This window comes from Olivibacter sp. CPCC 100613 (genome assembly GCF_036959255.1).
In the GTDB taxonomy this organism is placed as follows: domain Bacteria; phylum Bacteroidota; class Bacteroidia; order Sphingobacteriales; family Sphingobacteriaceae; genus Olivibacter.
This window is the reverse complement of record NZ_JAWMTI010000007.1, coordinates 15,671-39,140: the sequence shown is the minus strand read 5'-3', so window position 1 is coordinate 39,140 and position 23,470 is coordinate 15,671. Positions and strand designations below refer to the sequence as shown.

Genomic DNA, 23,470 nt, shown 5'->3' with positions numbered 1-23,470 from the left:
GCTCGTTAAAAGCTTTTAGCAAGCGTATTGGTCAAAGGTAGGATTTAATTTAATAAGTACGAATACCGTCCTCGCTTTTTGGGAAAATATTGAGAAATGTTACAAAAATAAATCCTTTACAATTCATCGTTCTTAACCTGATTATTGTAAAGGATTTATTTTTCAATTTACTCTTCTAAATGAGCGTCTACTGATATGTTGGTATTCAGTAATTTAGAGATTGGGCAGTTCTTTTCCGCGTCGGTTACCAATTCATCCAGCTTTGTTTTGGGAATACCCGGAATCTTAGCCCATACGGTGAGAAAGGAACTGGTGATGCTTCCGTCCTTTAATTCGATGTCGCAGGTCGTTTCTAACTTTTCGATGTTAAAGCCCGCAGCATCAATATTGAATGCTAACTTCATCGTAAAACATCCGGCATGTGCTGCCGCAACCAATTCTTCGGGATTCGTCCCTTTTGCATCTTCGAATCGGGTCTTGTAAGAGTAGGGTGTTTCTTGGAGTACTTCACTTTGTGTAGATAAGGTGCCGTTTCCTTCTTTTCCGGATCCTTGCCAAACGGCTGTTGCGCTTCTTTTCATTGTTAAAAATTATATTTATTGTTTCTAAAAAATTCCTTTATAAGATAGTCTGGATGGTCGAATAGCATTAGAACAAGTTCATTTTGGTGTCTGCAAAATTTACGTTTTATATAAAAATGAATTTATCTAAGTTTGATTTATCAACAAATATAATGCAGTTTTGTTTCTTTTAAAGATTTGCTCATTATTTACGAATGAAATCGAATTTTATGCCTTATGTTATTCTTTTTCTGCTAAGCATATGGAGCTTTAAAGCACATAGTCAGAAAATAGATAAAGAATTTAAGAGCTTTTATAAAGGTTTTCAACGAAACATAGAAGCCGGTCAAATTGACGCAATCAGAAATGTATTGCAGTTTCCGCTGCAAACCATTTATTGGGTAGATGAGATGAATAGTCTAAGTGAAGAGGAAAAACTGGATGGTTTATTAGATACGGGTGATTTTGATCAATATCAGTCTCTTATCTTTAATGAAGATGTGCGAAGAATCATTCCACAACGGTCGGTGGAACAGGTACAACAGATAGACGTTGAATCGAGCGGTGATTATTATAAAAGGCTTGCCGGATCAATTGATGCGGGAAGTACCTTGCTGGAATTATATTGCCAATATGGAGAGTATGATACCGTAGGTGATCATTACTTTGCTTTCGTATTTGGCAAGGTGAATGGTGAATATCGAGTCCTTTCCTATTACACGGATACTCGAATTAAAGAGTAGGGGGTTAAAACACCCCCTGCACGATCCTTTTTGTTGGTTCGGGATTCCCCATTGTATAAAAGTGCAAGACGGGAGCGCCCATTTTTATAAGGTCCTTACATTGTTGGATCATCCATTCAATTCCCACATCTTTTACCTCTTTCTCATTTTTGCACGCTTGTACCGCTTTGCTTAACTCCAAGGGGATATCTAAATGAAAAACCTTCGGCAAGCTGGTAAGCTGTTTTCTGGTGGTAAGTGGTTTTAATCCCGGAATAATAGGGATGTTGATGCCGTGCGAACGGCATTTATCTACAAAAGCCTTGTACTTATGGACATCAAAGAACATTTGAGTTACAATAAAGTTGGCACCCAAGTCTACCTTTTGCTTCAGGTAATGAAAGTCGGTTTCCAAATTAGGTGCTTCAAAATGCTTCTCGGGATAAGCTGCAACACCAATACAAAAATCTGTCTTTTCAGTATTGTCCATATAATCATGCAGATATCGACCATGATTCATGTTGACAACGTGTTGTAATAGATCCGACGCATAAGCATGCCCACCCGGTGTTGGTACAAATGCGCTCTCACTTTTTCGTGCGTCGCCACGTAACACGAGGACATTATCGATGCCTAAAAACTGAAGGTCAATTAAGGCATTTTCCGTCTCTTCTTTGGTAAAGCCGCCACAGATGAGATGCGGTACTGCATCGACCTTATATTTGTTCATAATAGCTGCGCAGGTCGCAACCGTGCTTGGCCGCTTACGATAAGCTACCTTTTCCAGCAAGCCATTAGGATGCTGCTTATAGATATAATCTTCTCTTAAATAAGTAACATCAATAAAAGGAGGATTAAATTCCATCAGCGGATCAATGGTATTAAAGATACCCTGGATGCTTTGTCCTTTAATAGGCGGAAGCAGTTCGAAAGAGATAAGTGTTTTATTTTTAGCGTTAGCGATGTGATCGGTGATTTTCATTTTATGTTTTTAGTTGCGAGTTGCCCGTTGTGGGTTGTGAGAAAAGTTACTGCTTTTTGTTGTTAAGTTGCTGATAGTAACGGATAAAACCATTTAACAATTTTCTTGCATGTAGCAGCTGGTCCAATAACATTTCAAGTTTCTGTTGGTTAATAAAGTTTAAGTCAAAAGATAGGTGTATTTGAGTTTCCAGTTCATACAAGGACCCTCGTGCTATAAAAAAGAACTGAATGCTGTCTTTAGTATAGTTTCTACCACATCCTTCGGCAATATTAGACGGTATTGATACGGCGCATCGTCTCATTTGGTTCACTAAACCAAACATTTCTTCTTTAGGAAAATGATTAGTTGATAAATATATTTCTTTTACCAAATCTTTGGTTCGCCTCCAGACCTCTAACTCAGTATAAGATTTAATTTGTTCATTCATTTTATACAACGTCGTTTTAATATAGGACGATTAAGGTAGAAATAAACGCGCAACTCACAACTCACAACCAACAACTAATATCCCAAATTCGGTCCCAACCACTTTTCAATGACCTCCACGGATTCGTTTTTCCGTTTAGCATAATCTTCAATTTGATCTTTTCCTAATTTTCCGACGCCGAAATACTTTGATTCAGGATGGGAAAAATAGAAGCCACTAACAGCGGCTGTTGGATGCATCGCCAAGCTTTCCGTTAGATAAATACTGGTGTTCTTTTCTGCTTCTAAGATAGCAAAAAGCGTAATTTTTTCAGTATGTTCCGGACAGGCGGGATATCCCGGTGCTGGTCGTATACCCGCATATTGCTCTTTAATCAATTCTTCATTGCTGAGCTGTTCTTCGGGTGCATATGCCCAATATTCTCGGCGAACCAGCTCGTGCATCTTTTCTGCGAAAGCCTCGGCAAGTCGATCGGCTAATGCTTTCACCATAATGCTGTTATAATCATCGTAATTCTTCTCATATTCGGCAACAAGCTCATCGCATCCAATGCCGGTGGTGACAGCAAAACCTCCCCAATAGTCCTGCACGCCGCTATTCACCGGTGCGATGAAATCTGATAGGGCATAATAAGGCTGTTCTTTGGCTTTTTCTGCCTGTTGCCTTAAGGTATGGATCCGCGTTAAGATCTCTTTTCTTTCCTCGTCTTTATATAATATGATATCATCACCAATGGCATTTGCGGGCCAAAAACCAATGACACCTTTCGCTTTCAATAATTTTTTGGAAACGATTTCATGCAATAGCTTTTTAGCATCATCAAATAGTTTGGTGGCTTCAGTTCCTACAACTTTGTCCGTCAAAATACGGGGGTAGCTGCCACGTAGTTCCCACGTATGGAAAAAAGGAGTCCAATCGATATAGGGCAGTAAGTCCTCCAAGGGAAAATCGGCAAACACCTTGGTTCCCAAAAAACCGGGTTTAGGTGCTTGGTAATTTGTCCAATCGAGTTGAAATGCTTTTGCTCTCGCTTCATCAATTGACACCAGCTTTTTATCTGCTCTTTTTCTTAAGTGGTTTTCCCTTGCTTGATCATATTCAGCACGGATCGTGGCGGCATAGTTTTCTTTGCTCTCGGGATTCAATAAGCTACTGGCAACGGTTACGCTGCGGGAAGCGTCTAATACATGCACAATGGTACCCGAATAGCCGGGAGCGATTTTTACAGCCGCATGAATACGGGACGTGGTTGCTCCACCGATCATGATCGGTATTTTAAAGCCCTCTCGTTCTGCTTCTTTAGCGACATGAACCATTTCATCGAGCGACGGTGTGATGAGTCCGCTCAGGCCAATGATGTCTACTTGGTGTTTTCGTGCTTCGTCTAATATCTTCTGGCTGGGTACCATCACACCCAGGTCGATAATTTCAAAGTTATTGCAAGCCAATACAACACCAACAATATTCTTCCCAATATCATGGACATCTCCTTTAACCGTAGCCATCAGAATTTTTCCGGCATTTTTTCGATCTCCTGCCGAGGGATTCTTCGCTTTTTCGGCTTCGATGAAAGGTAGAAGATAAGCAACCGCTTTTTTCATCACACGAGCTGACTTTACGACCTGCGGTAAAAACATTTTTCCCGCACCGAAAAGATCGCCAACAATATTCATCCCATCCATTAAGGGGCCCTCAATGACTTCTAACGGACGCGGGTATTTTAGTCGCGCTTCCTCCACATCGTCATCCAGGAATTCGATGATGCCTTTAACCAAAGCATGCGATAAGCGCTCTTCGACACTCGCATTACGCCATTCCGCACTTTTTACTTCGGCCTTGTCTTTGCTTTTGACCGTTTCGGCGAATTCAACCAAACGCTCCGTAGCATCTTCCCTGCGATTCAGTAAGACATCTTCCACATAGGTTAGCAGGGTCGGCTCTATCTCTTCGTACACTTCCAGCATGCCGGCATTTACAATTCCCATATCTAACCCAGCTTTAATGGCATGATATAAAAACGCGGCATGCATGGCTTCGCGAACTACATTATTACCTCTAAAAGAGAAAGAAATGTTACTTACACCGCCACTTACTTTAGCCAATGGAAGGTTTTGTTTAATCCATCGTGTCGCATTGATGAAGTCGACCGCATAGTTATTATGTTCCTCTAAACCGGTTGCAACGGTTAGAATATTCGGATCGAAGATGATATCCTGTGGCAGAAATCCCACTTCATTGACCAGTATGTCGTACGAACGCTTACATATTTCGATGCGACGTTCGTAAGAGTCGGCTTGACCAACCTCATCAAAAGCCATGACTACCACGGCAGCTCCATAATGCATGATGGTAGTAGCACGTTCTTTGAATAATTCTTCTCCTTCTTTCAAAGAGATGGAATTAACGATTCCTTTACCTTGCAAGCATTTTAATCCCATTTCAATAACCGACCATTTTGATGAATCAACCATGATGGGAAGTTTGGCAATGTCCGGTTCGGAAGCAACCAGATTCAAAAAACGTGTCATCGCTGCTTCCGAATCGAGCATACCTTCATCCATGTTGATATCAATAACCTGTGCTCCACCCTCCACCTGCTGACGGGCCACGGAGAGTGCTGCTTCAAAATCGCCGCTAAGAATCAGTTTTGCAAACTTCGGTGACCCCGTTACGTTGGTTCGTTCTCCAATGTTCATGAAAACGCTTTCTGGCGTATAGGTGATAGGCTCCAAACCACTTAAGCGTAGGAAGGGCTCAGGTTTTGGAACTTTTCTCGGTTTTGCTTTAGCCGCTTTTTCTGCAATGCATTGAATATGATTAGGTGTTGTACCACAGCATCCGCCAACAATATTGACAAAACCACTTTCAATAAAGTCTTCTATTAAATGCGCCGTTTCATGTGGCTTTTCATCATAGCCACCAAATTCATTCGGGAGCCCCGCATTCGGATAAGCCGACACAAAACAAGCTGCTTTTTCCGAAAGCTCTTCAATATGGGGACGCATTTCTTTGGCGCCCAGTGCACAATTAAGGCCAATACTCAGGATATTACCATGGTTGATGGAATTTAGGAAAGCCTCGACCGTTTGGCCGGAAAGCGTTCTACCGCTTGCATCGGTAATGGTACCTGAAATCATGATATCGATGGCATCCTTTCGTTTACCTGCTGCTTTTAATTCATTTTCATATTGAATGATGGCAAAAATCGCCGCCTTGGCGTTCAAGGTATCGAATATCGTCTCAATCAATAATACATCCGCTCCGCCATCAATCAACCCCCGAACTTGTTCATAATAAGCATTGACCAGGTCGTCGAAGGTTACCGCCCGATAACCTGGGTCGTTAACGTCAGGCGAAAGCGAGGCTGTTCTATTGGTAGGGCCGATAGCACCTGCTACAAAACGCGGTTTTTCAGGGTTTTTATGTGTAAATTCAGTTGCGGCCTCTTTGGCGATCCTTGCACCTTCATAATTCAATTCGTATACTAAGGATTCCATCTGATAGTCGGCCATTGATATTACCTGTGAACTGAAAGTGTTCGTCTCAATAATATCCGCACCTGCATCCAGATAGGCTTCGTGTATTTCTTTGATGATAAGCGGTTTGGTAATGTTTAACAAATCATTGTTCCCCTTTACTTCGCAGGGGTGATTGATAAAACGCTCCCCACGGAAGTCAGCCTCACTAAGCCCATAGGGTTGAATCATGGTGCCCATTGCACCATCGATAATTAAAATGCGTTTGTTCAGTTCTTCTCTAATACTCATACGGCACAGTAAACCATACAGGTTCTATCTATCTCCCAAATAGATGTTTTATTGTTAAAATGATGCTTGCATTGAGAAAAAGTCTAGAAAATGACTTTTGCTTATCTTTCCTGATTCAAATCAGGTAGAATGTAGCACCTTGTAAGCACAGGTTGCCAAGACTTCGCAGGGTCTAATCCCTCCGTCTTTCTCAATAAGCATTGCAAATGTCGGTAATAATTTGGTGATTATCAAATAGAATTTACTTTGTGGCTGGGTGGTTGATGTAGTTGAGACGTTAAGTGGTGGAGACGTTAAGTTGTGGAGTAGGGAAGTCGTTAATTAGCCAATGTGATAATTAGCTGATGTGATGATGTGATCTGTGTGAGCTTAAAGCGTATTCCATTGCTCTTATTTGGAAACTTGCTTTACAAGCACCTATCTTTATAGGATATGAAAAGGGATCAATACGATGCAGTTGTAATCGGCGCCGGGCCCAACGGTCTGGCTGCGGCTATTGCAATGCAGAAAGCGGGGTTGGGCGTTTTGCTGTTAGAAGCTAAAGAGACGATAGGAGGAGGTCTGCGGTCTGCACGATTTATGGATTCAGGAAACATATATGATATATGTTCTGCCATCCATCCAATGGCACTGCAATCTCCCTTTTTCAAGAAGCTACCGCTCGAGCAGCATGGTTTGGTTTACATAAATCCACCCATTATGGCTGCTCATCCCTTAGACGGAGGAAAGGCGGTAGGGTTATTTTCTTCGCTAAAAGAAACGGCCGGTCAATTTAATGAGGATGAAGCTAATTACATGCGCTTATTTGGGCCTTTAATAGAACGATGGCCCAAGCTGATCGATGATTTATTAGCCCCTTTCCATGTGCCGTCGAATCCTTTTCCCCTTATGCGTTTCGGTATGAAGGCAATTCAGTCAGCAGCGCAAATAGCAAAAAACTTTCACACGGAAGAATTGAAAGCGCTATGGGCAGGTATGGCAGCCCATGCCATGCTTCCTTTGAATTATATGATGACTTCGGCCGTTGCCTTGGTATTAGCTATAGCCGGCCATACAGGGGGCTGGCCCATTCCACAGGGTGGCTCACAAGAAATTGCCCATGCACTCGCATTGTATTTTCAATCGATAGGTGGGGAAATTGAAACGAGTTTTCCGGTAGAAACTTATCGAAAGCTTCCCCGAGCGACCGTCTATCTCTTTGATGTAGGGCCTAAGCAGCTGCTGCAAATAGCGGGTGATCAATTTCATTCTGCCTACCGAAAGAAGCTAGAAAAATACCGCTATGGCATGGGTGTTTTCAAAATTGACTGGCTACTGAATAATCCGATTCCCTTTTTGGCAGCACCCTGTCGAGCGGCCGGAACCGTTCATATTGGCAATCGCTTTCAAGAGATTGCTGAAGCAGAACGACAAGTTTGGAAGGGAAACCACCCGATCAAACCCTTTGTCTTGCTGGCACAACAGAGCTTGTTTGATCCAAGTCGCGTAAAAGGAGGCCACCAACTCGCATGGGCTTATTGTCATGTACCCAATGGGTCCGCCGTTGATATGACAGCAGCTATCGAACAGCAGGTTGAACGTTATGCTCCTGGTTTTAGAGACTGTATTGTAGCGAAACAGACCATGAATACGATCTCGTATGAAACCTATAATCCGAATTATGTGGGAGGTGATATCAATGGCGGTTTGATGGATATCAGACAGCTGTATGCCAGACCCACCTTAAGGTGGTCGCCCTATAGTACTTCCGCAAAGGATATTTATATTTGTTCCTCTTCAACCCCTCCAGGGGGAGGTGTGCACGGGATGTGTGGATACCATGCCGCTAAACAAGCTTTACGGCAACGTTTCGGAATTAAAATCAATTTTTGACTAACAATAAGTACATTTTCTGCCGAATAGGTAAAATTTATATCCCAAATAGGAAGTTTTTGTTCCTAACTATGCATGACACATGCCTGTATATTTGTGTTGATTTAAATGTCTACTAAAATAGTAGTCTATAAGACAGGATTCAGTAAAAATAAACGGATGAAATCGGCTATATCTACCTTGGTTACGCGTGTCGATAAATGTAGATTCATAGCGCCTTAAACAAATTATTTTCGGATGAAAACAAATCAGCAAGCAGTTCTCTTAGTTGAAGAAGACCCTAGACATCTCATCGGACATTACCTTCCTATTTATCCTACACTTATAGCCATGCGCTATTCCTGTTGTTGTTAACAACGAATCTTTCTACTATTTCCATCTCCCAGAGACTTCATTTTTTGCTTTTTCATAATCGCTTTACATCGATTATGAAACTATATGCACCTAACGATAATGTACAATGATTAATTACTTTGCTAAACTACATCGATTTATTTTTCCATTACCTAAGCAGTTACCCCCACTGCTTTTAGCAGCTTTCTTTTTTATGTCCATTGGAACGCTGCGTGCGCAGGTTACCAAACCTTTGATCAATTCCACGCTGGATGGAAAGGTCTTTGATAATAACTCGAAAGAACCGCTTCCGGGAGCCACGGTGTCGATCGAGGGGACGACACATCGAGCGAGTACAGATGGTGACGGGAAATTTAAGTTCATTACGGGACAAAAATTCCCTTATACCCTCATCATCAACTATGTTGGTTATAAAGTTAAAAAAGTAATAGCTACCGGAAGCCCGATAGATATCGGCTTAGAACCAGATTTTAATCAGTTGGAAGACGTGGTCGTAGTCGGTTATGGTACACAAAAACGGGGTGATTTAACGGGGTCGGTTGCTTCTGTCCCTACCGAATTAAAGAGCCAACCGGTTGCCTCTCCAGAACGTTTGTTGCAAGGCGCTGTTCCCGGCGTAGTTGTGACACAGACTTCAGGTCAGCCGGGTGGTGGAGTTAGCGTGCAGATACGAGGGAATAACTCCATCACTGCGGGAAGTGATCCGTTATATGTGATCGATGGTTTTCCATTGAATAACGATTACTCATTAAACGATGCGGGGGTAACCACCGGGTCCAAGATAAACCCCTTATCCACCATTAACACTTCTGATATTGAATCAATTGATGTATTGAAGGATGCTTCTGCTACCGCCATTTATGGTTCGAGAGGTGCTAATGGTGTTGTAATCATTACGACTAAAAGCGGAGGTCGTAATAAATCGTCCATTAACTACGATGGTTATTATGGCTTTCAGGAAGTAATTAAAACAATTCCTTTATTGAACGCCGGAGAATGGTGGCAGCTGCGAAAGGATGCCGCTGCTAATTCAGGCAAATCAGTCTCATTGCCATCGATATCCGGCTATTCGCTGGATACCAGTGGGATAGGGACTGATTGGCAGGCTGCAGCCTTTAGAGAGGCGCCTATTCAAAATCATAATTTATCCATTTTAGTAGGAGGCGAAAAAACCAGGTTAGCCATTTCAGGCAACTATTTTGATCAAGATGGGATTCTCCAAAATACCGGGTTCAAAAGAATATCAGGACGAATCAATGTTGCACATGATTATAGTGAAAAACTAAAATTTACAGCTAATATTTCAGCGAGTCAGTCGAAGGCCGATGTTGCCCCGACGGCAGTAGTTGCCAATTTATTGCTTACACCGCCTTCTCTTCCCATCTATCAGGATGATGGTTCATTTGTGATTTACAGCCCTTTCGAGTCAAGTTTGCAGAATCCCATCAATTCGCTATACAATCAATTGAACGAAACAAAAACCAATCGCTTGTTGGGAAACCTAGCCGGTGAGTATGAGATTGTTACAGGGTTAAAGGCTAAAATTTTGGTAGGTGTTGACGTGGTCGATAACAAGCAGAACCGTTATCTACCCAAAACAACTGCTGAAGGGCTCGATTTGGGAGGCTTAGCGCAAGTTGGTTCCGTGTTCACTTCGAACTGGTTAAATGAAAACACCTTGAGTTACGACAAGGAGATCGGTGAAAAAAATAGAATCAACGCAGTTGTTGGGTTTACAGCACAACAATCAAATAGCGAAGGCTCCGTAGCGGAAGCTGCGGGATTTGCAACAGATGCCTTTAGCTTCAACAATTTAGGGACGGGTGTAACCAATAGAACTCCGAGTTCCATTGCCAACGAATGGTCGCTAGCCTCCTACCTGGCAAGAGTAAATTATGCTTATGACAATCGGTATTTGTTCACGCTAACTTTCAGGGCTGACGGGTCGTCTAAATTTGGTGCAGGAAATAAATGGGGATATTTTCCTTCTGCAGCCTTTGGCTGGAATATAAGTAACGAGGAATTTTTCAAGGATATCAAACAAATAAGTCAGCTCAAGTTGCGCTTGAGTGCGGGTACAACAGGAAATCAAAATATACCATCTTACCAGTCGCTCTCACGACTCAGTTATTTCAGGTATAATTTTTCCAATACAACGGTACATGGTTTTGCGCCCATTACGGTACCTAATCCAGATCTGGGATGGGAAAAAACGTTCCAAGTGGATGGAGGAATTGATGTTGGATTATTCAATAATCGGATAAGCGTTGTTGCTGATTATTATTATAAAAAGACAACGGATCTCTTACTTAGCCGTACCGTTCCGGGTACATCAGGTTTAGCTGAATTTGGAGGAGGGCAGGCGTCTACAATCTATCAGAATATAGGGGCGGTGTCTAACCAAGGGATCGAGGTATATGTGAACTCGAACAATTTAATTGGCGATTTTAGCTGGAAATCGATCTTGGTTTTCGCTAAGAATAAAAACAAAATTCTTGATCTGGGTGAAGGAGTAGACCAAATTATTCCGGTAATCTCGCAGCCATCTATTGCCAAAGTGGGATATCCGTTGGGCTCGTTTATCGTTTATCAGACCGATGGAATCATTCAAGAAGGTGATGTTGCGTTGACGCCACAGCAGAACAAAAGTCCTGGTGGGCAAAAATATAAGGATATAGATGGTGATGGGCAGATTACACAGGCCGGCGATCGGGTGGTGATCGCAAACCAACCTGGATTTACAGCCGGGCTTACCAACAATTTTTCATATAAGGGCTTTGACTTATCCGTTTTCTTCCAGAGTTCGGTAGGGGGGAAGATTTACAATGCTAACCGTGCTAATTTAGAGCTGGGTACGGGTTATGTGAATGCTTCAAAGGAATTATTGAACCGTTGGACGCCGACTAATATCGATACCGATGTAAAAGCGGCCTTTCAGGATCCTGCAATCACTATTTCAGACCGTTTCATTGAAAGCGCGACCTATCTCCGTTTGAAGAATCTCTCTTTTGGGTATACGCTTCCGAAGCGGTTTTTTGGAAGATCAGGTTTCGATTCATTACGAATTTACCTATCCGCACAAAATCTGTGGACGTGGACCGATTATACCGGTTTTGACCCTGAAGTTAGTTTAAACGAACAATCCTTGATCAACAAGGGAATTGACCAGGGAGTTTATCCCAACAGCCGCTCTTTTCAACTTGGACTTTCATTAGCTCTATAAATAATAGCATTAACCATGAAAATAGTTAACTATATCGCATTACTTTTTATCGGACTCGGTTTTTCTTCCTGCCAGAAATTTCTGGAAGAAGAACCAGCTTCCGTTATATCAGAAGATCAATTTTACAAGACGCAAGACGATGCGCTAAATGCAGTCAACGCGGTTTATTTTTTTCTAAACTCGGGTGGATCATCTGTTCAATCGCCCTATAATACGTTATTTAATACAGGAATGAACATGGCCGGAGATGACGAGGATCCGGGACCGGGGGCCACCAATCCAGATGTACGATCGCTTTCCGTTCTAGCGCACTCGTCCACCAATTTAAGGATTTATGAGATCTGGCAACAGCATTATGCGGCCATCAAGCGAGCAAATGTGGCATTAGCAAAAATACCGGAAATAGATTTCGATGCCCATTTAAAAAACAGACTGCTCGCAGAAACTAAATTCTTACGAGCCCTATATTATTTTAATTTGGTGCGCTTATATGGTGACGTTCCGTTAGTTCTCAATTATGAAACTTATATTGATGCGAATGATTATGCCATTGCACGTACGCCTAGCGCGGAAGTTTATGCGCAGATCGAAAAAGACTTAAAGGAAGCTGCTGACGTATTACCTGACGGTTATGCATCCCCGGATGTTGGGCGCGCTACAGCGGGAGCGGCAAAGGCCCTGCTAGCGAAGGTTTATCTCATAAAGGCTTCACTACCGCTGAAATTGGAAGAGAATTATGCAAACGCTGTTTTGACAGCAGAAGAGGTGCTTTCTGCTCAGGATGGTGGTACGGGGAATTATGGATATGATCTTTTTGAAGACTATGCGGAGGTATTTCTCCCCGATTTCAAAAATGGAAAGGAACACATCTTCTCGGCCCAATTTAAGTCCAACTCCCTCAATCAGGGGAACAATGAGAATCCACGTGCGATATTGAGCGGTGTACCAGGCTTGAGAGGAAATTATGCCCATATGGTTCGCTATTATAAAGAAGGTAACGATAATTACTTTAGCATCTATAAATTATATCAACCTTCCGATAAACGTCGATCGGCTACCTTTGTTACCAGTTTTACCAGTCCGACAAACGGGCGGCAATATGCACTTCCATTAAATAATCCGGCGGTACCTGGTGATTCGACTCCATTTTTTCATAAGTGGTGGGATCCCAATTCCACGGCGGTGCCAAGTGAATCGGCGGCCAATGTGCCCATTATTCGATACGCGGAATTATTGCTGATTCATGCGGAGGCAGAGAATGAGCAAAATGGCCCTACAGCAAAGGCTTATCAATCCATTAACCGTGTTCGTGAACGGGCCGGTTTGCCTAACCTAACGCCCGGGCTCAATAAAGATCAATTTCGTGATTCGGTCTATCTTGATCGAAGGCTGGAGCTGGTATATGAATATCAGCGTTGGTTTGACCTGATCAGGGAGAAAGATGCCGCGGGTAACAGCATTTTTGTAAAGAGCCTTCATAAGGTCGGTAAAACCAATGCTGCAGAAAAACATCGGTTGTATCCGATCCCACAATCCGAGATCGACAATAACCATCTTCTCACACAGAATCCCGGATTTTAATAATGAATTTTTATCAAGTACAAGAAAGACCTCCAATTATCAAATGTTATGAACCGTCCATATTTAAAATTTCATCACACAGAGAAATGTAAATTTTGAATATGGTAAGCTCCATCTAACTGATGGATAAAAAATTATTTACAGATGAAACGAATAATGAATACCACTGTTTTTTTGCTCACCGCATTTTCCGTGGTTCAGGGGCAAAACATTTCCCAACAACAGGAACCTTTTAAAGGGCTGGTTGGTACAAATTACGCAAACTCAAAGGAAGCTTGGGTTGATCCCGTCAAGGCACCTGCGAACACACCGAATGTAATTTGGATTTTATTAGACGATGTTGGCTTTGGTGCAAGCAGTACTTTTGGTGGATTAATCAGTACGCCGACTTTTGACAGTCTTGCGAATAATGGCTTACGGTATACCAATTTTCACACGGCAGCCATCTGTGCACCGACACGCGCCGCGCTTTTAACCGGCCGTAATCATCATCGCGTGCATGAGGGTGGATTCTCCCACCGATGGTCTGCTTTTGGGTTTCCCGGTTGGGATGGTCGAATACCCGCTGATAAAGGAACCATAGCAGAAATATTAAGAGAACAAGGTTATAGTACCTTTGCTGTCGGAAAGTATGGACTGACACCGGATCAAGATGCCACAGATGCAGGCCCTTTCGATCGATGGCCTTCGGGTAAAGGTTTTGAGCATTTCTTTGGCTTTCTGGGTTCGGCAACAGATCAATATACCCCCGATCTGGTAGAGGATAATGCCCACGTTGCACCAGATGGCAGGCATTTGAGTGCGCAAATAACGGATAAAGCGATTCGTTTTATCGATCGGCAAAAAAGTGCTGCACCGGATAAACCTTTCTTTTTGTACTACGCACCAGGTGCGACTCACTCACCACATCAGGTGGAAGCTAAATGGCGGGATTTATATAAAGGGAAATTTGATAAAGGATGGGACGATTATCGTACACAGGTGTTTAAAAGACAAAAAGAATTGGGGATCATCCCGAAAAATGCGACCTTGCCTGCCAGAAACCCCTATATCAAAGCCTGGGATAAATTATCAGCTGACGAAAAGAAAGTCTATGCTCGGTTCTTTGAGGTCTATGCGGGTTATCTGACCTATACCGACTATGAAGTAAGTCGTTTGGTCAATCATCTAAAGGAAATTAATCAACTGGATAATACCCTCATATTGGTGGTATTAGGTGATAATGGTGCCAGTAAAGAAGGGACCTTATATGGTACGATTAAACGATCACCTGCCGCTGCTTTGCAGCAAGATCTGAGTGAAGAAGAGGCTCTCCAGACCCATTTAGCGAATTTTGATCTGATTGGTACACCACAGGCGACAAATGGTAACTATCCCTTGGGATGGGCGCAGGCTGCAAATACACCATTTAAATATTGGAAACAGGATGCACATGCTGAAGGAGGAACGCGGAACCCTTTGATCGTTTTTTATCCGAAATCGATTGAAGAAAAAGGAGGAATACGGACTCAATATGGTCATGTGAACGATTTACTGCCGACGACCTTGGAATTCCTAAATATAAAAGCGCCGGAGTCAATTCGAGGCGTTAAGCAGGATTCTATCCAAGGAACTTCTTTGCTTTACTCTTTTGCGGATAAGCAGGCACCATCTCGTCATTCTGTTCAGTATTATTACATTTTTGGTTCGCGAGCGATCTACAAAGATGGTTGGAAAGCCAGCTTAGCATTTAAAATTGCTGATAATAAAGGCGGAAAAAGCCGTAATGTCAGTTTTGATAATGCCAATCACATTGATTGGCAGTTGTTCAATCTGGATGAGGATTTTAATGAACAACATGATTTAGCTAAGAAAAATCCGGCAAAGCTTGAAGAGTTGAAAGCATTGTTTGAAACAGAAGCTAAGCGAAACAATATCTATCCTTACATAACTTGGGATGACGTTGCCGATCGACGCAATACGTTAAGTAAGCAATAAAATGAAGTGACAAAGATTATCATGTCTCAGAAAAACATTTATTTTTTAAACTATTTAACTATGAAACAGCTTATTTTATCGATGCTCCTGCTAATTGTAGGCCATGCTGTTCTCGGGCAGGAAAAAACGGATTCTCACTACTTGGCTTTTGAACAAAAGCTCATGGATGCAGGACCACAAGCACAAATTCTTGACGCACGTTCGGAAGAAGAATACGCGCAAAATCGCGTTCCAGGGGCAGTAAATATTCCTACTGAAGCCATGGTCGATAAGGTCGGTGCCCACCTGGACAAAAGAAAACCCGTATTTATTTACTCGATTGGAAACGGACGAAGTGCAAAGGTTGCACGTCATTTACGCGGGATCGGTTTTGCGGAAGTGTATGAATTTCCGGGAGGACTGAGTAAATGGATCGCGCGAGGAAAACCGGTCCTCTCCACGGGGGGTGAAGGTCTTTCACTCGCTGCTTTTAATGAGCAAATAAGCGCAGACAAATTGGTTCTGGTAGAGGTGGGATCCCGTTATTGCGGCGGATGTAAAAAATTGAAACCGATTGTCGCATCGCTTGTTGCGCAAAACCAATCTTTGGTAAAGTTAGTCGATATAGAAGCCTATGAAAATAAAAAACTGATTCAGGAGCTGGCCGTGGACGCGCTTCCCACGCTGATTTTGTACAAAGGGAATAAAGTAATATGGAGAAAGCAAGGCCTGAGCTCAAAAGATGAAATTAACGAAGAGCTGCGTAAACATAAAATATAGCGACATGACGTTTCAGGATTTTATTTTATTAATCAAGAAGGTATCAGTGGGAGTGGTCATTACCCTTGTACCTGCTGTTATTATATTGCTCCTGATTGGTGTACTTCAGCTCCTGCTCAGCTAATACAGGAAATCAATGTACGATTTGTATAGAAAATATAAATCGTGTCCGTGTTTGAAATTGAACTAATTATTTACAGATGAAACTAGAAAAAGAAGTGAAAGATAGGATGATAAGGAACATTTTGCTAAGTCTATTTATTTATGCATTACCTATTTTATTAATGTTTCTTTATTTCTATCTCACAGGGCAAAAACCATGGATAAAGTAACAAGGTTAAAATTCTAATCAATTAGATCATGATACAATTTATTGAAGCCATATTTGAAAATTTAAATACCTGGGGTTTTGCGGCGCTTACCCTGATCATCGGTGTCATCGAGTTTTCCCTGGGCCTTTATGGGAAGAATTGGAACCGAAACGAAAAACTACTCGATTTAGTCTGTTATGCGTTACCTAGACTGGTAACTAGGCCATTAGTGGCTTATTTTGGGTTGAAATTTTTACCTTATTTATTACCACACGGTAAAGATGCATTAACTTGGGTACCCTTTTTCTGGGGCTTTGTGATCATTTGCATTTATGATGACTTAACACAATATTGGTATCATCGGCTTCACCATGAGATCCCTTGGTTGTGGCGATTTCACAGAACACATCATTCTGCTCCTTACATGGGAATGTCTATGGCTTCCAGACAGAATGTTATCTATACCATTTTTTTCTCGCAGACCTACTTGACAACCATTTTAGTCTATCTGGGTTTAGGATATCCCGCTTTATTCGCTAAAGGCATCAAGTCGCTTATTACTAAGATGGCACACTCAAGCATTAAATGGGATAAACCCTTTTATGAAAAGAAGTGGCTTCAGCCCATTGCTTGGGTAATGGAAAGGGTCATTTCGACCCCCGCAACCCACCATGCGCATCATGCTGATACGACGGATGACGGCGTTGGCTATTATAAGGGGAATTTTGGTAATATGTTTTTCTTCTGGGATATGCTCTTTGGTACAGCGCTAATCACCCGGCAGTATCCGAAATCATACGGGATATCCCATTATGAAGGGGATGAATGGTATGCGCAGTTCCTTTGGCCCCTATTAAAGTCGAGCGTACCTGGAAGTGAGCTGGCTGCGAGCGGACCGATGGTAAGAGCAGATGTCAAAGCAAGTGACGAACGGTTTGACAGTGAAAAAGAGGAACCAGACTTACCTCTGGAAACGAATCCGATTGAACAGCGATTGATCACCTAAATGGTGATCGGAGAAAGGATTTTTTAAAAAATCCTTTCTCCTTTTAACATATTATGATAGTTTTGGTTTCAATACTAATCAGATACTAAAAAAATGAATGAAGGATTAACATCAGGCGAAACGGTTCTCCAAGAACAAGATTTATCGCCCGAATTGCAAAACCTGCCCAAGCGGAATTTTCTTACAGAAGATTGGACAGTGGTCATATTGGGTTTTATTATTATCGGCCTAGCTATTTTAGGCTTTCATGTTGAAGCACCCAAATACAAATGGTCCGACACCGCTGGTTTAACTTCCGTGTTTGCCGGAGAAAACCTGTTTAAATTGTTGGGGCAACTTATTTTTACGTTTGTGCTCCTCATTTTAGGAGGATTGCTAACCGGTAGAAAGGTAAAACCGTATTTATTGGGTTTTCCCGTGGTCTTTTTCTTAACAGCCTTCGCCTTGTTATTAGCGGGCAATCGAACCATGGAAGACCTGGGTTTAGAAGCTGTCATTTTTAGTTTGTTTGTAGGGTTGTTGGTAGGCAATACCATTAAGCTACCGGTTTGGCTTAAGGAAGCCTTATCTGCTGAACTTTTGGTGAAAATCGGTTTGGTTTTGCTCGGAACGAACGTGATTTTTTCCGATATTCTGAAAGCAGGATCACTCGGTCTTATCCAATCGTTGGTTGTTGTTTTATCGGTGTGGTATTTCTCTTTTTGGTTGTGCAAGAAATTTAAGATAGATGAAGAACTAGGCTTAATGTTATCCAGCGCCGTCTCTATTTGTGGCGTTTCGGCTGCTATTGCCACTTCAGGGGCCATACAGGGTGATTCAAAAAAATTGTCCTACGTAGTGTCTATGGTACTTATTACGGCAATTCCGATGATGATTTTTATGCCTTATATAGCGAACTATTTCGGTTTTTCGGAAGAAGTGACCGGTGCTTGGCTGGGGGGAAGTATCGATACTTCTGGAGCGGTTGTCGCTTCAGGTTCTTTAGTGGGTGAAACCGCATTAAAAATAAGTACGATTGTGAAGTTTTCCCAAAATGTATTGTTGGGCGTAGCTGCGCTTGCCATTTCTGTTTATTGGACATATACCAATCACCCGGCAGGACAGGGTGCTGCAAGTAAACCCAGTTTAGGCGTGATCTGGGAGCGCTTCCCTAAATTTGTGCTTGGTTTTATAGGTGCATCCCTCTTGTTTTCGTTTTTTTTACAAGCAGACACAGTAGCCGCCGTAAAGGGAGATATAAAAAGCATACAAGGCTTATGGTTTGCGCTGGCGTTTACCAGTATTGGCTTGGAAACTAATTTCAAGGATTTAATCCGAGAAAATAGCAAAAGACCCTTTTGGGTTTTTCTAATTGCCCAACTATTTAATATCATCATCACATTGATATTGGCGATGCTTCTTTTTGGATAAGACCATAGCAAAATGCCTATATTTTATAGTGCGAAAGTAAATAGAAGATTAATTAGCATAAGCGGTATTAAAAAGCAATTATGAATAAGTGTGGAAATCGGTGGATTCAAATTTTTGTTGGTGTAGCGGGGCTATTATCGGGTTGTCAATCAACCACAGACAAAGAAGCGGATAAAAAGGATTCGGTGGCAATGTGCGTATCCGAAGGGATACCATCACGGGCTGCTGCGGTCAAAAAAACGCAAGAAAATTTATTGCAAGGAGCCGATGATGGAAAGATGGTTTTTATTAAGGGAGGAGCTTTTCAAATGGGCTCGGGTGAATTTGCTGATACACAACCAATACACGAGGTAAGCGTAAATGATTTTTGGATGGATGAGCATGAAGTAACCAATGCACAATTTGCCAAATTTGTAGAGGCTACAGGCTATGTTACCGTTGCTGAAAGAGCGTTAAATCCGGCGGATTTCCCAGGGGTCTCACGGGACTTGCTCGTTCCCGGTTCAGCAGTTTTTACACCCCCTAAAGAACCGGTGAATTTAAATAACCATTTACAGTGGTGGAAGTATGTGCCGGGCGCGTCATGGCGGCAACCCAAGGGGCCGGGAAGTGACATTAAGGGAAAGGAGGATGAGCCGGTTGTTCAGATAAGTTATGAAGATGCTGAGGCTTTTGCTAAATGGGCTGGAAAACGCTTACCAACAGAAGCCGAATGGGAATACGCTGCGCGCGCAGGACAGGTTGGGAAAAAATATTATTGGGGAGATGAATTAAAGCCTCAAGGTAAATGGGTGGCCAATACCTATCAAGGAAATTTCCCCGTAAGCAACGCGGCTGAAGATGGTTTTGTGGAATTAGCACCTGTTAAATCCTTTCCTGCAAATGCATTCGGTTTGTACGATATGGAAGGAAATGTATGGGAATGGTGTGCCGATTTATATCGCCCGGATGCTTATGTGCATGCGGAACGGAATAACCCCAAAGGTCCGAGTGATAGCTATGATCCTGACGAACCCGGACTGGTGAAGCGTGTTCAACGTGGAGGCTCGTTTTTGTGTAATGATCAGTATTGTGAGCGTTATAAAGCGGGTAGTAGAGGAAAAGGCGAGGTTAGTAGCGCTAGTAATAATTTAGGTTTCCGATGTGTACAAGATAAAGCACCTTAATAATAGTTGGGAGTTGCCGGTTGCGGGTTGGGGACGTTACTCGTCCATCGGAATGACTTGCTTTAGCTTCTGACCAGATTGGCTATCCTTACAGATCAATTCAATATAATCGACATTCGGCTTAAAAAGGGAACCGCCATTAATGCGTACAAATATGCTTTCGACGATGGCCGGCTTGTTATTTATCGACGTGAAGGCTTCATATTGCTTGCTTAACGGACAATAAGCAAGGCGAAAAGGAATGCTTTTACAGGAAGTTAAACGGATTTCGTATTCATTATCGTTTAATTTTTTATGATCAATTCCGTATGCAAATTTTCGTTGTATATAAGATAAATCTTTTCGCTCCCCATCTTCTTCGTATAAAATCCAGTAAGCGTTAACTGGATTGCTTTCGTCGATTTTGCCATCTTTCTTATTCAAGGTGTAAACGATTGTATTTTTATTTGGATCTCGTTGTAGATAAAACAACTGCTCTTTTTCCTTCGGAATCGGCAGTTTTGTTTTATCCACTTGATTACTTGAAGTATTGTCTTGTGCATAGGTGTGGTTGCCACAAAAAGAGGATGCAACTAATAATAAAACAAAAGTTTTCATAGGTCATTGGTTTATATGATACTTTAATTTATTATTTATTTATTTGAATAATATAGAAGCAAGCTTTATACCAAACTTACCTAAATTGTCCTGTATTCGCAAATCACAAAAACAGCACAACCCGTATCACGACGAATTTCCGGTCATCTTCTTCCTCACAACACTTCGAACTCAGGTTTATAAGCCGGACAGCATTGCAGATGCTTTTTAAGAAAAATCAAGGTAGGTGTTGATGGTTAGTAGAGCCGTTTTGTTAACTGCTCTTCTACGGCGCGGAAAACCTGAATGGGTTTATGATTACGCCAATTCATGTCATCGAGGTGACCGCCAAAATTGATGAAGTAGTCGATGTTGGAATTTTTAAATTCTTCAATCACATGTTGCCTGAAATTAAGACCTGCTATCCAGCCGTCTTCGATTTCCTGAAACCACTCTTCATAATAGCAATCATCGGATGCATGGTAGTTTAAAATGTTCTCACCAATAAGGATAAATTTATTGATTCCCTGAGCGATCATCAATTCGATAACCTCTCGTTTAAGTAGCATAATATCATTGTTAATCGCATCATTCCACTCGCCAATCATTTCAATAATAGCATATTGGTGATCGTAATCAGCGAAAAGTATTTTCAAGTATAAGGTGTTGGAGCCAAAGTAATCCCATTGAGGGTGCAATAAGAAGTTGTAAATTTGCTTGTCGAATTCAAATTCGCTATACTCTGTTCCATAAAAGGGCGAAAGTTCATCTTCTGACGCAATGTAATCGTCTCGCCACCGGTAAAAAGGTTCAATCTCGTGCATTGTTTGTTGGGGATTTTACCATTAAAGAACTTGTTCTCTGCAATAAACATTGTTGACTGGTTTGTATAACGGAGCGATTCAACAGGGTTGTTAAAACACGGCCAAACAATAGTATTTTCAATGCAAACTTAGATAAAATTGGTTTCATATACAATAAGACTTCAGCCTAAAAGTACATGATAATTGCTGCAAAAAAACTTCTCCATAACCGAGAATAACTAAGGGTGTTTAGCCCTGTAAAGTCCCTCCTTTCTGTTATAATTTCTTTATTATCGTTAACTTAGCAGCACTAAAACAATATGAGTCCCGAAACTAGAAAAAACGTACTGATTGCTGCTACCTATGCCGGGGTACTTTTTGTCGGATTGTTGTTGGGGCAGAGTTTTGTTGACGAAGAGTCAAAGAATTCTTCTGGAATCCTACCTTCCGTTTTGGTTGATAAAAGTGGGAAACTACAGCGATTGATTCAGGTTGTAAATGATCGATATGTGGATGTAGTAGGTGTTGATACGCTTCAGGATTTTGCGATTAAACAAGTTCTATCTCATTTGGATCCACACTCGACCTATATGCCGCCAAATTTGGCGAAGGCGATGGGAGAGGAACTAAATGGTAGTTTTGACGGTATTGGTTTAGAGTATTATCGTTTACGCGACACCCTGATGATCACTTCGCTCACTTCGAATGGACCTGCCGAGAAGGCCGGTGTAAAAATTGGGGATAAATTAATTGGAGTCGATGATAAGCCAATTTCAGGGGTTAATATGAAAGAACAGGAGGTAGCGGCCAGAGTGAGAGGAAAAAGAGGAAGTACCGTTAATCTCTGGGTCAATCGTAATGGTATTGATTTAACAGAACCGATTAAAGTAACCCGTGATAAGATAGTTGTAAGCAGTGTTGATGCAGCTTATATAATTGATACAGCCATTGCCTATATAAAAATCAAGCGCTTCGGCGCACAAACTGCAAGTGATTTTCGGAAGAATTTAAATCGGATGAAGCAATATGGTGTGGATAAGCTGATCGTTGATTTAAGAGAAAATGGTGGAGGCTACTTACGGGCTGCGACAGCCCTGGCAAGTGAGTTTTTTAAGGAAAAGAAACTGTTAGTATATACCCAGGGAGCGCATGAATCTCGAACCGAATATTATTCAAAAGGGGATGGTGTTTTTGAAGAAGGTAAACTCGCCATTTTAATCGATGAGCGTTCGGCATCCGCTAGCGAAATTGTAGCAGGAGCGGTACAAGATTTGGATCGGGGCACCGTTGTTGGAAGACGCTCCTTCGGAAAAGGGCTTGTGCAAGATCAATATGATTTTGATGATGGATCGGCGGTTAATTTAACAATTGCAAGATACTATACCCCTTCGGGCAGAAGTATTCAAAAGTCTTATAAGGATGGGCTCGAGAAATATTTCAATGAAATCAATCGTAGGTATGTTTCCGGTGAATTGACGCAGGAAGAAAACAAGAGTTCGCTTGACAGTACATTGTTGAAAGGAATGCTCTATCATACGAGTGCAGGTCGTCCTATTTACGGTGGGGGCGGTATTATGCCCGACATCTATGTGCCCATCGATACCCTGGGTGCAAATAGTTTCTATAAAAAGGTGCTAAAAGCCAATCTTATCAATGACTATGTTTATAGTAACCTGGTTTCAACGGTGCCTGACTTTTCTATTGACCATTTTTTGACACACTATAGTTTACCAAAGCATACGTATGGTCATTTTGTGGAGCTAGCTAGACGAAAAGAAATTGAGTTCAATAATAAAGAGGCTGAGATTGCTCGTCAGCTTATAGAGCTTGATATGAAGGCGTTGATAGCCCGATTTTTCTTCGGGAGTGAAGCTTATTTTAAGATAAAAAATGAGTCGGATCACATGCTTGCCCGTACCATCGAAACACTGAAGCGGTGATTTTTTTTCGATAACGTTCTCGCTAATTTCA

Annotated in this window: 16 protein-coding genes and 1 riboswitch; of the genes, 10 read left to right on the top strand and 6 right to left on the bottom strand. The window is 41.9% G+C overall.

The features are described 5' to 3' along the window. Window positions 1-167: 167 nt before the first annotated feature. Window positions 168-581, bottom strand: coding sequence for an OsmC family peroxiredoxin (locus RYH73_RS19685; protein WP_335315193.1), 414 nt, complete (start codon window positions 579-581; stop codon window positions 168-170). 194 nt (window positions 582-775) lie between these two features. Between RYH73_RS19685 and RYH73_RS19680 the strand changes: the two genes are divergently transcribed. Then, entirely contained in the window at window positions 776-1,303 is a 528-nt protein-coding gene (locus RYH73_RS19680) for a hypothetical protein (RefSeq protein ID WP_335315192.1), read from the top strand. A gap of 4 nt (window positions 1,304-1,307) precedes the next feature. Here the strand turns inward: RYH73_RS19680 and metF are convergent, their stop codons facing one another. From metF to metH, 3 genes are all read right to left on the bottom strand, one after another. Continuing rightward, a complete protein-coding gene (metF, locus tag RYH73_RS19675) occupies window positions 1,308-2,264 on the bottom strand; it encodes a methylenetetrahydrofolate reductase [NAD(P)H] (protein ID WP_335315191.1) in 957 nt (318 codons plus the stop codon). A 46-nt stretch (window positions 2,265-2,310) separates the two neighbouring features. Beyond that, complete coding sequence (locus RYH73_RS19670; RefSeq protein WP_335315189.1) at window positions 2,311-2,694, bottom strand: four helix bundle protein; 384 nt, start codon at window positions 2,692-2,694, stop codon at window positions 2,311-2,313. 74 nt (window positions 2,695-2,768) lie between these two features. Next, window positions 2,769-6,461 carry a methionine synthase gene (metH, locus tag RYH73_RS19665; RefSeq protein WP_335315188.1) on the bottom strand — a complete coding sequence of 1,231 codons (3,693 nt, stop codon included), beginning with the start codon at window positions 6,459-6,461 and terminating at the stop codon, window positions 2,769-2,771. Between the two features lie 98 nt (window positions 6,462-6,559). Next, window positions 6,560-6,661, bottom strand: a riboswitch (SAM riboswitch). 232 nt (window positions 6,662-6,893) lie between these two features. Here metH and RYH73_RS19660 point away from each other — a divergent pair. The 8 genes from RYH73_RS19660 (at window position 6,894) to RYH73_RS19625 (ending at window position 20,120) form a co-directional block, all read left to right on the top strand. Next, window positions 6,894-8,333, top strand: a complete 1,440-nt coding sequence (locus RYH73_RS19660) for a phytoene desaturase family protein (protein WP_335315187.1) — start codon at window positions 6,894-6,896, stop codon at window positions 8,331-8,333. A gap of 460 nt (window positions 8,334-8,793) precedes the next feature. Next, complete coding sequence (locus RYH73_RS19655; protein ID WP_335315186.1) at window positions 8,794-11,910, top strand: SusC/RagA family TonB-linked outer membrane protein; 3,117 nt, start codon at window positions 8,794-8,796, stop codon at window positions 11,908-11,910. A 15-nt stretch (window positions 11,911-11,925) separates the two neighbouring features. Continuing rightward, entirely contained in the window at window positions 11,926-13,491 is a 1,566-nt protein-coding gene (locus RYH73_RS19650; RefSeq protein WP_335315185.1) for a RagB/SusD family nutrient uptake outer membrane protein, read from the top strand. A 144-nt stretch (window positions 13,492-13,635) separates the two neighbouring features. Continuing rightward, window positions 13,636-15,468, top strand: coding sequence for an arylsulfatase (locus RYH73_RS19645; protein ID WP_335315184.1), 1,833 nt, complete (start codon window positions 13,636-13,638; stop codon window positions 15,466-15,468). A 60-nt stretch (window positions 15,469-15,528) separates the two neighbouring features. Further along, on the top strand, window positions 15,529-16,227 hold the full coding sequence (locus RYH73_RS19640; protein WP_335315183.1) for a thioredoxin domain-containing protein: 699 nt from the start codon (window positions 15,529-15,531) through the stop codon (window positions 16,225-16,227). A 360-nt stretch (window positions 16,228-16,587) separates the two neighbouring features. Further along, window positions 16,588-17,544 carry a sterol desaturase family protein gene (locus RYH73_RS19635; protein WP_335315182.1) on the top strand — a complete coding sequence of 319 codons (957 nt, stop codon included), beginning with the start codon at window positions 16,588-16,590 and terminating at the stop codon, window positions 17,542-17,544. Window positions 17,545-17,637: 93 nt separating this feature from the next. Then, window positions 17,638-18,954 carry a YeiH family protein gene (locus RYH73_RS19630; protein WP_335315181.1) on the top strand — a complete coding sequence of 439 codons (1,317 nt, stop codon included), beginning with the start codon at window positions 17,638-17,640 and terminating at the stop codon, window positions 18,952-18,954. An 80-nt stretch (window positions 18,955-19,034) separates the two neighbouring features. After that, window positions 19,035-20,120, top strand: a complete 1,086-nt coding sequence (locus RYH73_RS19625; protein WP_335315180.1) for a formylglycine-generating enzyme family protein — start codon at window positions 19,035-19,037, stop codon at window positions 20,118-20,120. 36 nt (window positions 20,121-20,156) lie between these two features. Here RYH73_RS19625 and RYH73_RS19620 read toward each other — a convergent pair whose 3' ends face one another. Next, entirely contained in the window at window positions 20,157-20,717 is a 561-nt protein-coding gene (locus RYH73_RS19620) for a DUF4833 domain-containing protein (protein WP_335315179.1), read from the bottom strand. Window positions 20,718-20,953: 236 nt separating this feature from the next. Continuing rightward, the gene (locus RYH73_RS19615; protein WP_335315178.1) at window positions 20,954-21,520 is read right to left on the bottom strand and encodes a hypothetical protein; all 567 of its coding nucleotides are present in this window, start codon (window positions 21,518-21,520) and stop codon (window positions 20,954-20,956) included. Window positions 21,521-21,819: 299 nt separating this feature from the next. On the opposite strand from RYH73_RS19615, the gene RYH73_RS19610 reads away from it, so the two are divergent. After that, a complete protein-coding gene (locus tag RYH73_RS19610; protein ID WP_335315177.1) occupies window positions 21,820-23,439 on the top strand; it encodes a S41 family peptidase in 1,620 nt (539 codons plus the stop codon). Window positions 23,440-23,470 lie beyond the last annotated feature (31 nt).

Bases quoted from the DNA above. Each gene is read 5' to 3' on its own strand.
- RYH73_RS19685 (WP_335315193.1), bottom strand. From the start codon at position 581: ATGAAAAGAAGCGCAACAGCCGTTTGGCAAGGATCCGGAAAAGAAGGA.
- RYH73_RS19680 (WP_335315192.1), top strand. From the start codon at position 776: ATGAAATCGAATTTTATGCCTTATGTTATTCTTTTTCTGCTAAGCATA.
- metF (WP_335315191.1), bottom strand. From the start codon at position 2,264: ATGAAAATCACCGATCACATCGCTAACGCTAAAAATAAAACACTTATC.
- RYH73_RS19670 (WP_335315189.1), bottom strand. From the start codon at position 2,694: ATGAATGAACAAATTAAATCTTATACTGAGTTAGAGGTCTGGAGGCGA.
- metH (WP_335315188.1), bottom strand. From the start codon at position 6,461: ATGAGTATTAGAGAAGAACTGAACAAACGCATTTTAATTATCGATGGT.
- RYH73_RS19660 (WP_335315187.1), top strand. From the start codon at position 6,894: ATGAAAAGGGATCAATACGATGCAGTTGTAATCGGCGCCGGGCCCAAC.
- RYH73_RS19655 (WP_335315186.1), top strand. From the start codon at position 8,794: ATGATTAATTACTTTGCTAAACTACATCGATTTATTTTTCCATTACCT.
- RYH73_RS19650 (WP_335315185.1), top strand. From the start codon at position 11,926: ATGAAAATAGTTAACTATATCGCATTACTTTTTATCGGACTCGGTTTT.
- RYH73_RS19645 (WP_335315184.1), top strand. From the start codon at position 13,636: ATGAAACGAATAATGAATACCACTGTTTTTTTGCTCACCGCATTTTCC.
- RYH73_RS19640 (WP_335315183.1), top strand. From the start codon at position 15,529: ATGAAACAGCTTATTTTATCGATGCTCCTGCTAATTGTAGGCCATGCT.
- RYH73_RS19635 (WP_335315182.1), top strand. From the start codon at position 16,588: ATGATACAATTTATTGAAGCCATATTTGAAAATTTAAATACCTGGGGT.
- RYH73_RS19630 (WP_335315181.1), top strand. From the start codon at position 17,638: ATGAATGAAGGATTAACATCAGGCGAAACGGTTCTCCAAGAACAAGAT.
- RYH73_RS19625 (WP_335315180.1), top strand. From the start codon at position 19,035: ATGAATAAGTGTGGAAATCGGTGGATTCAAATTTTTGTTGGTGTAGCG.
- RYH73_RS19620 (WP_335315179.1), bottom strand. From the start codon at position 20,717: ATGAAAACTTTTGTTTTATTATTAGTTGCATCCTCTTTTTGTGGCAAC.
- RYH73_RS19615 (WP_335315178.1), bottom strand. From the start codon at position 21,520: ATGCACGAGATTGAACCTTTTTACCGGTGGCGAGACGATTACATTGCG.
- RYH73_RS19610 (WP_335315177.1), top strand. From the start codon at position 21,820: ATGAGTCCCGAAACTAGAAAAAACGTACTGATTGCTGCTACCTATGCC.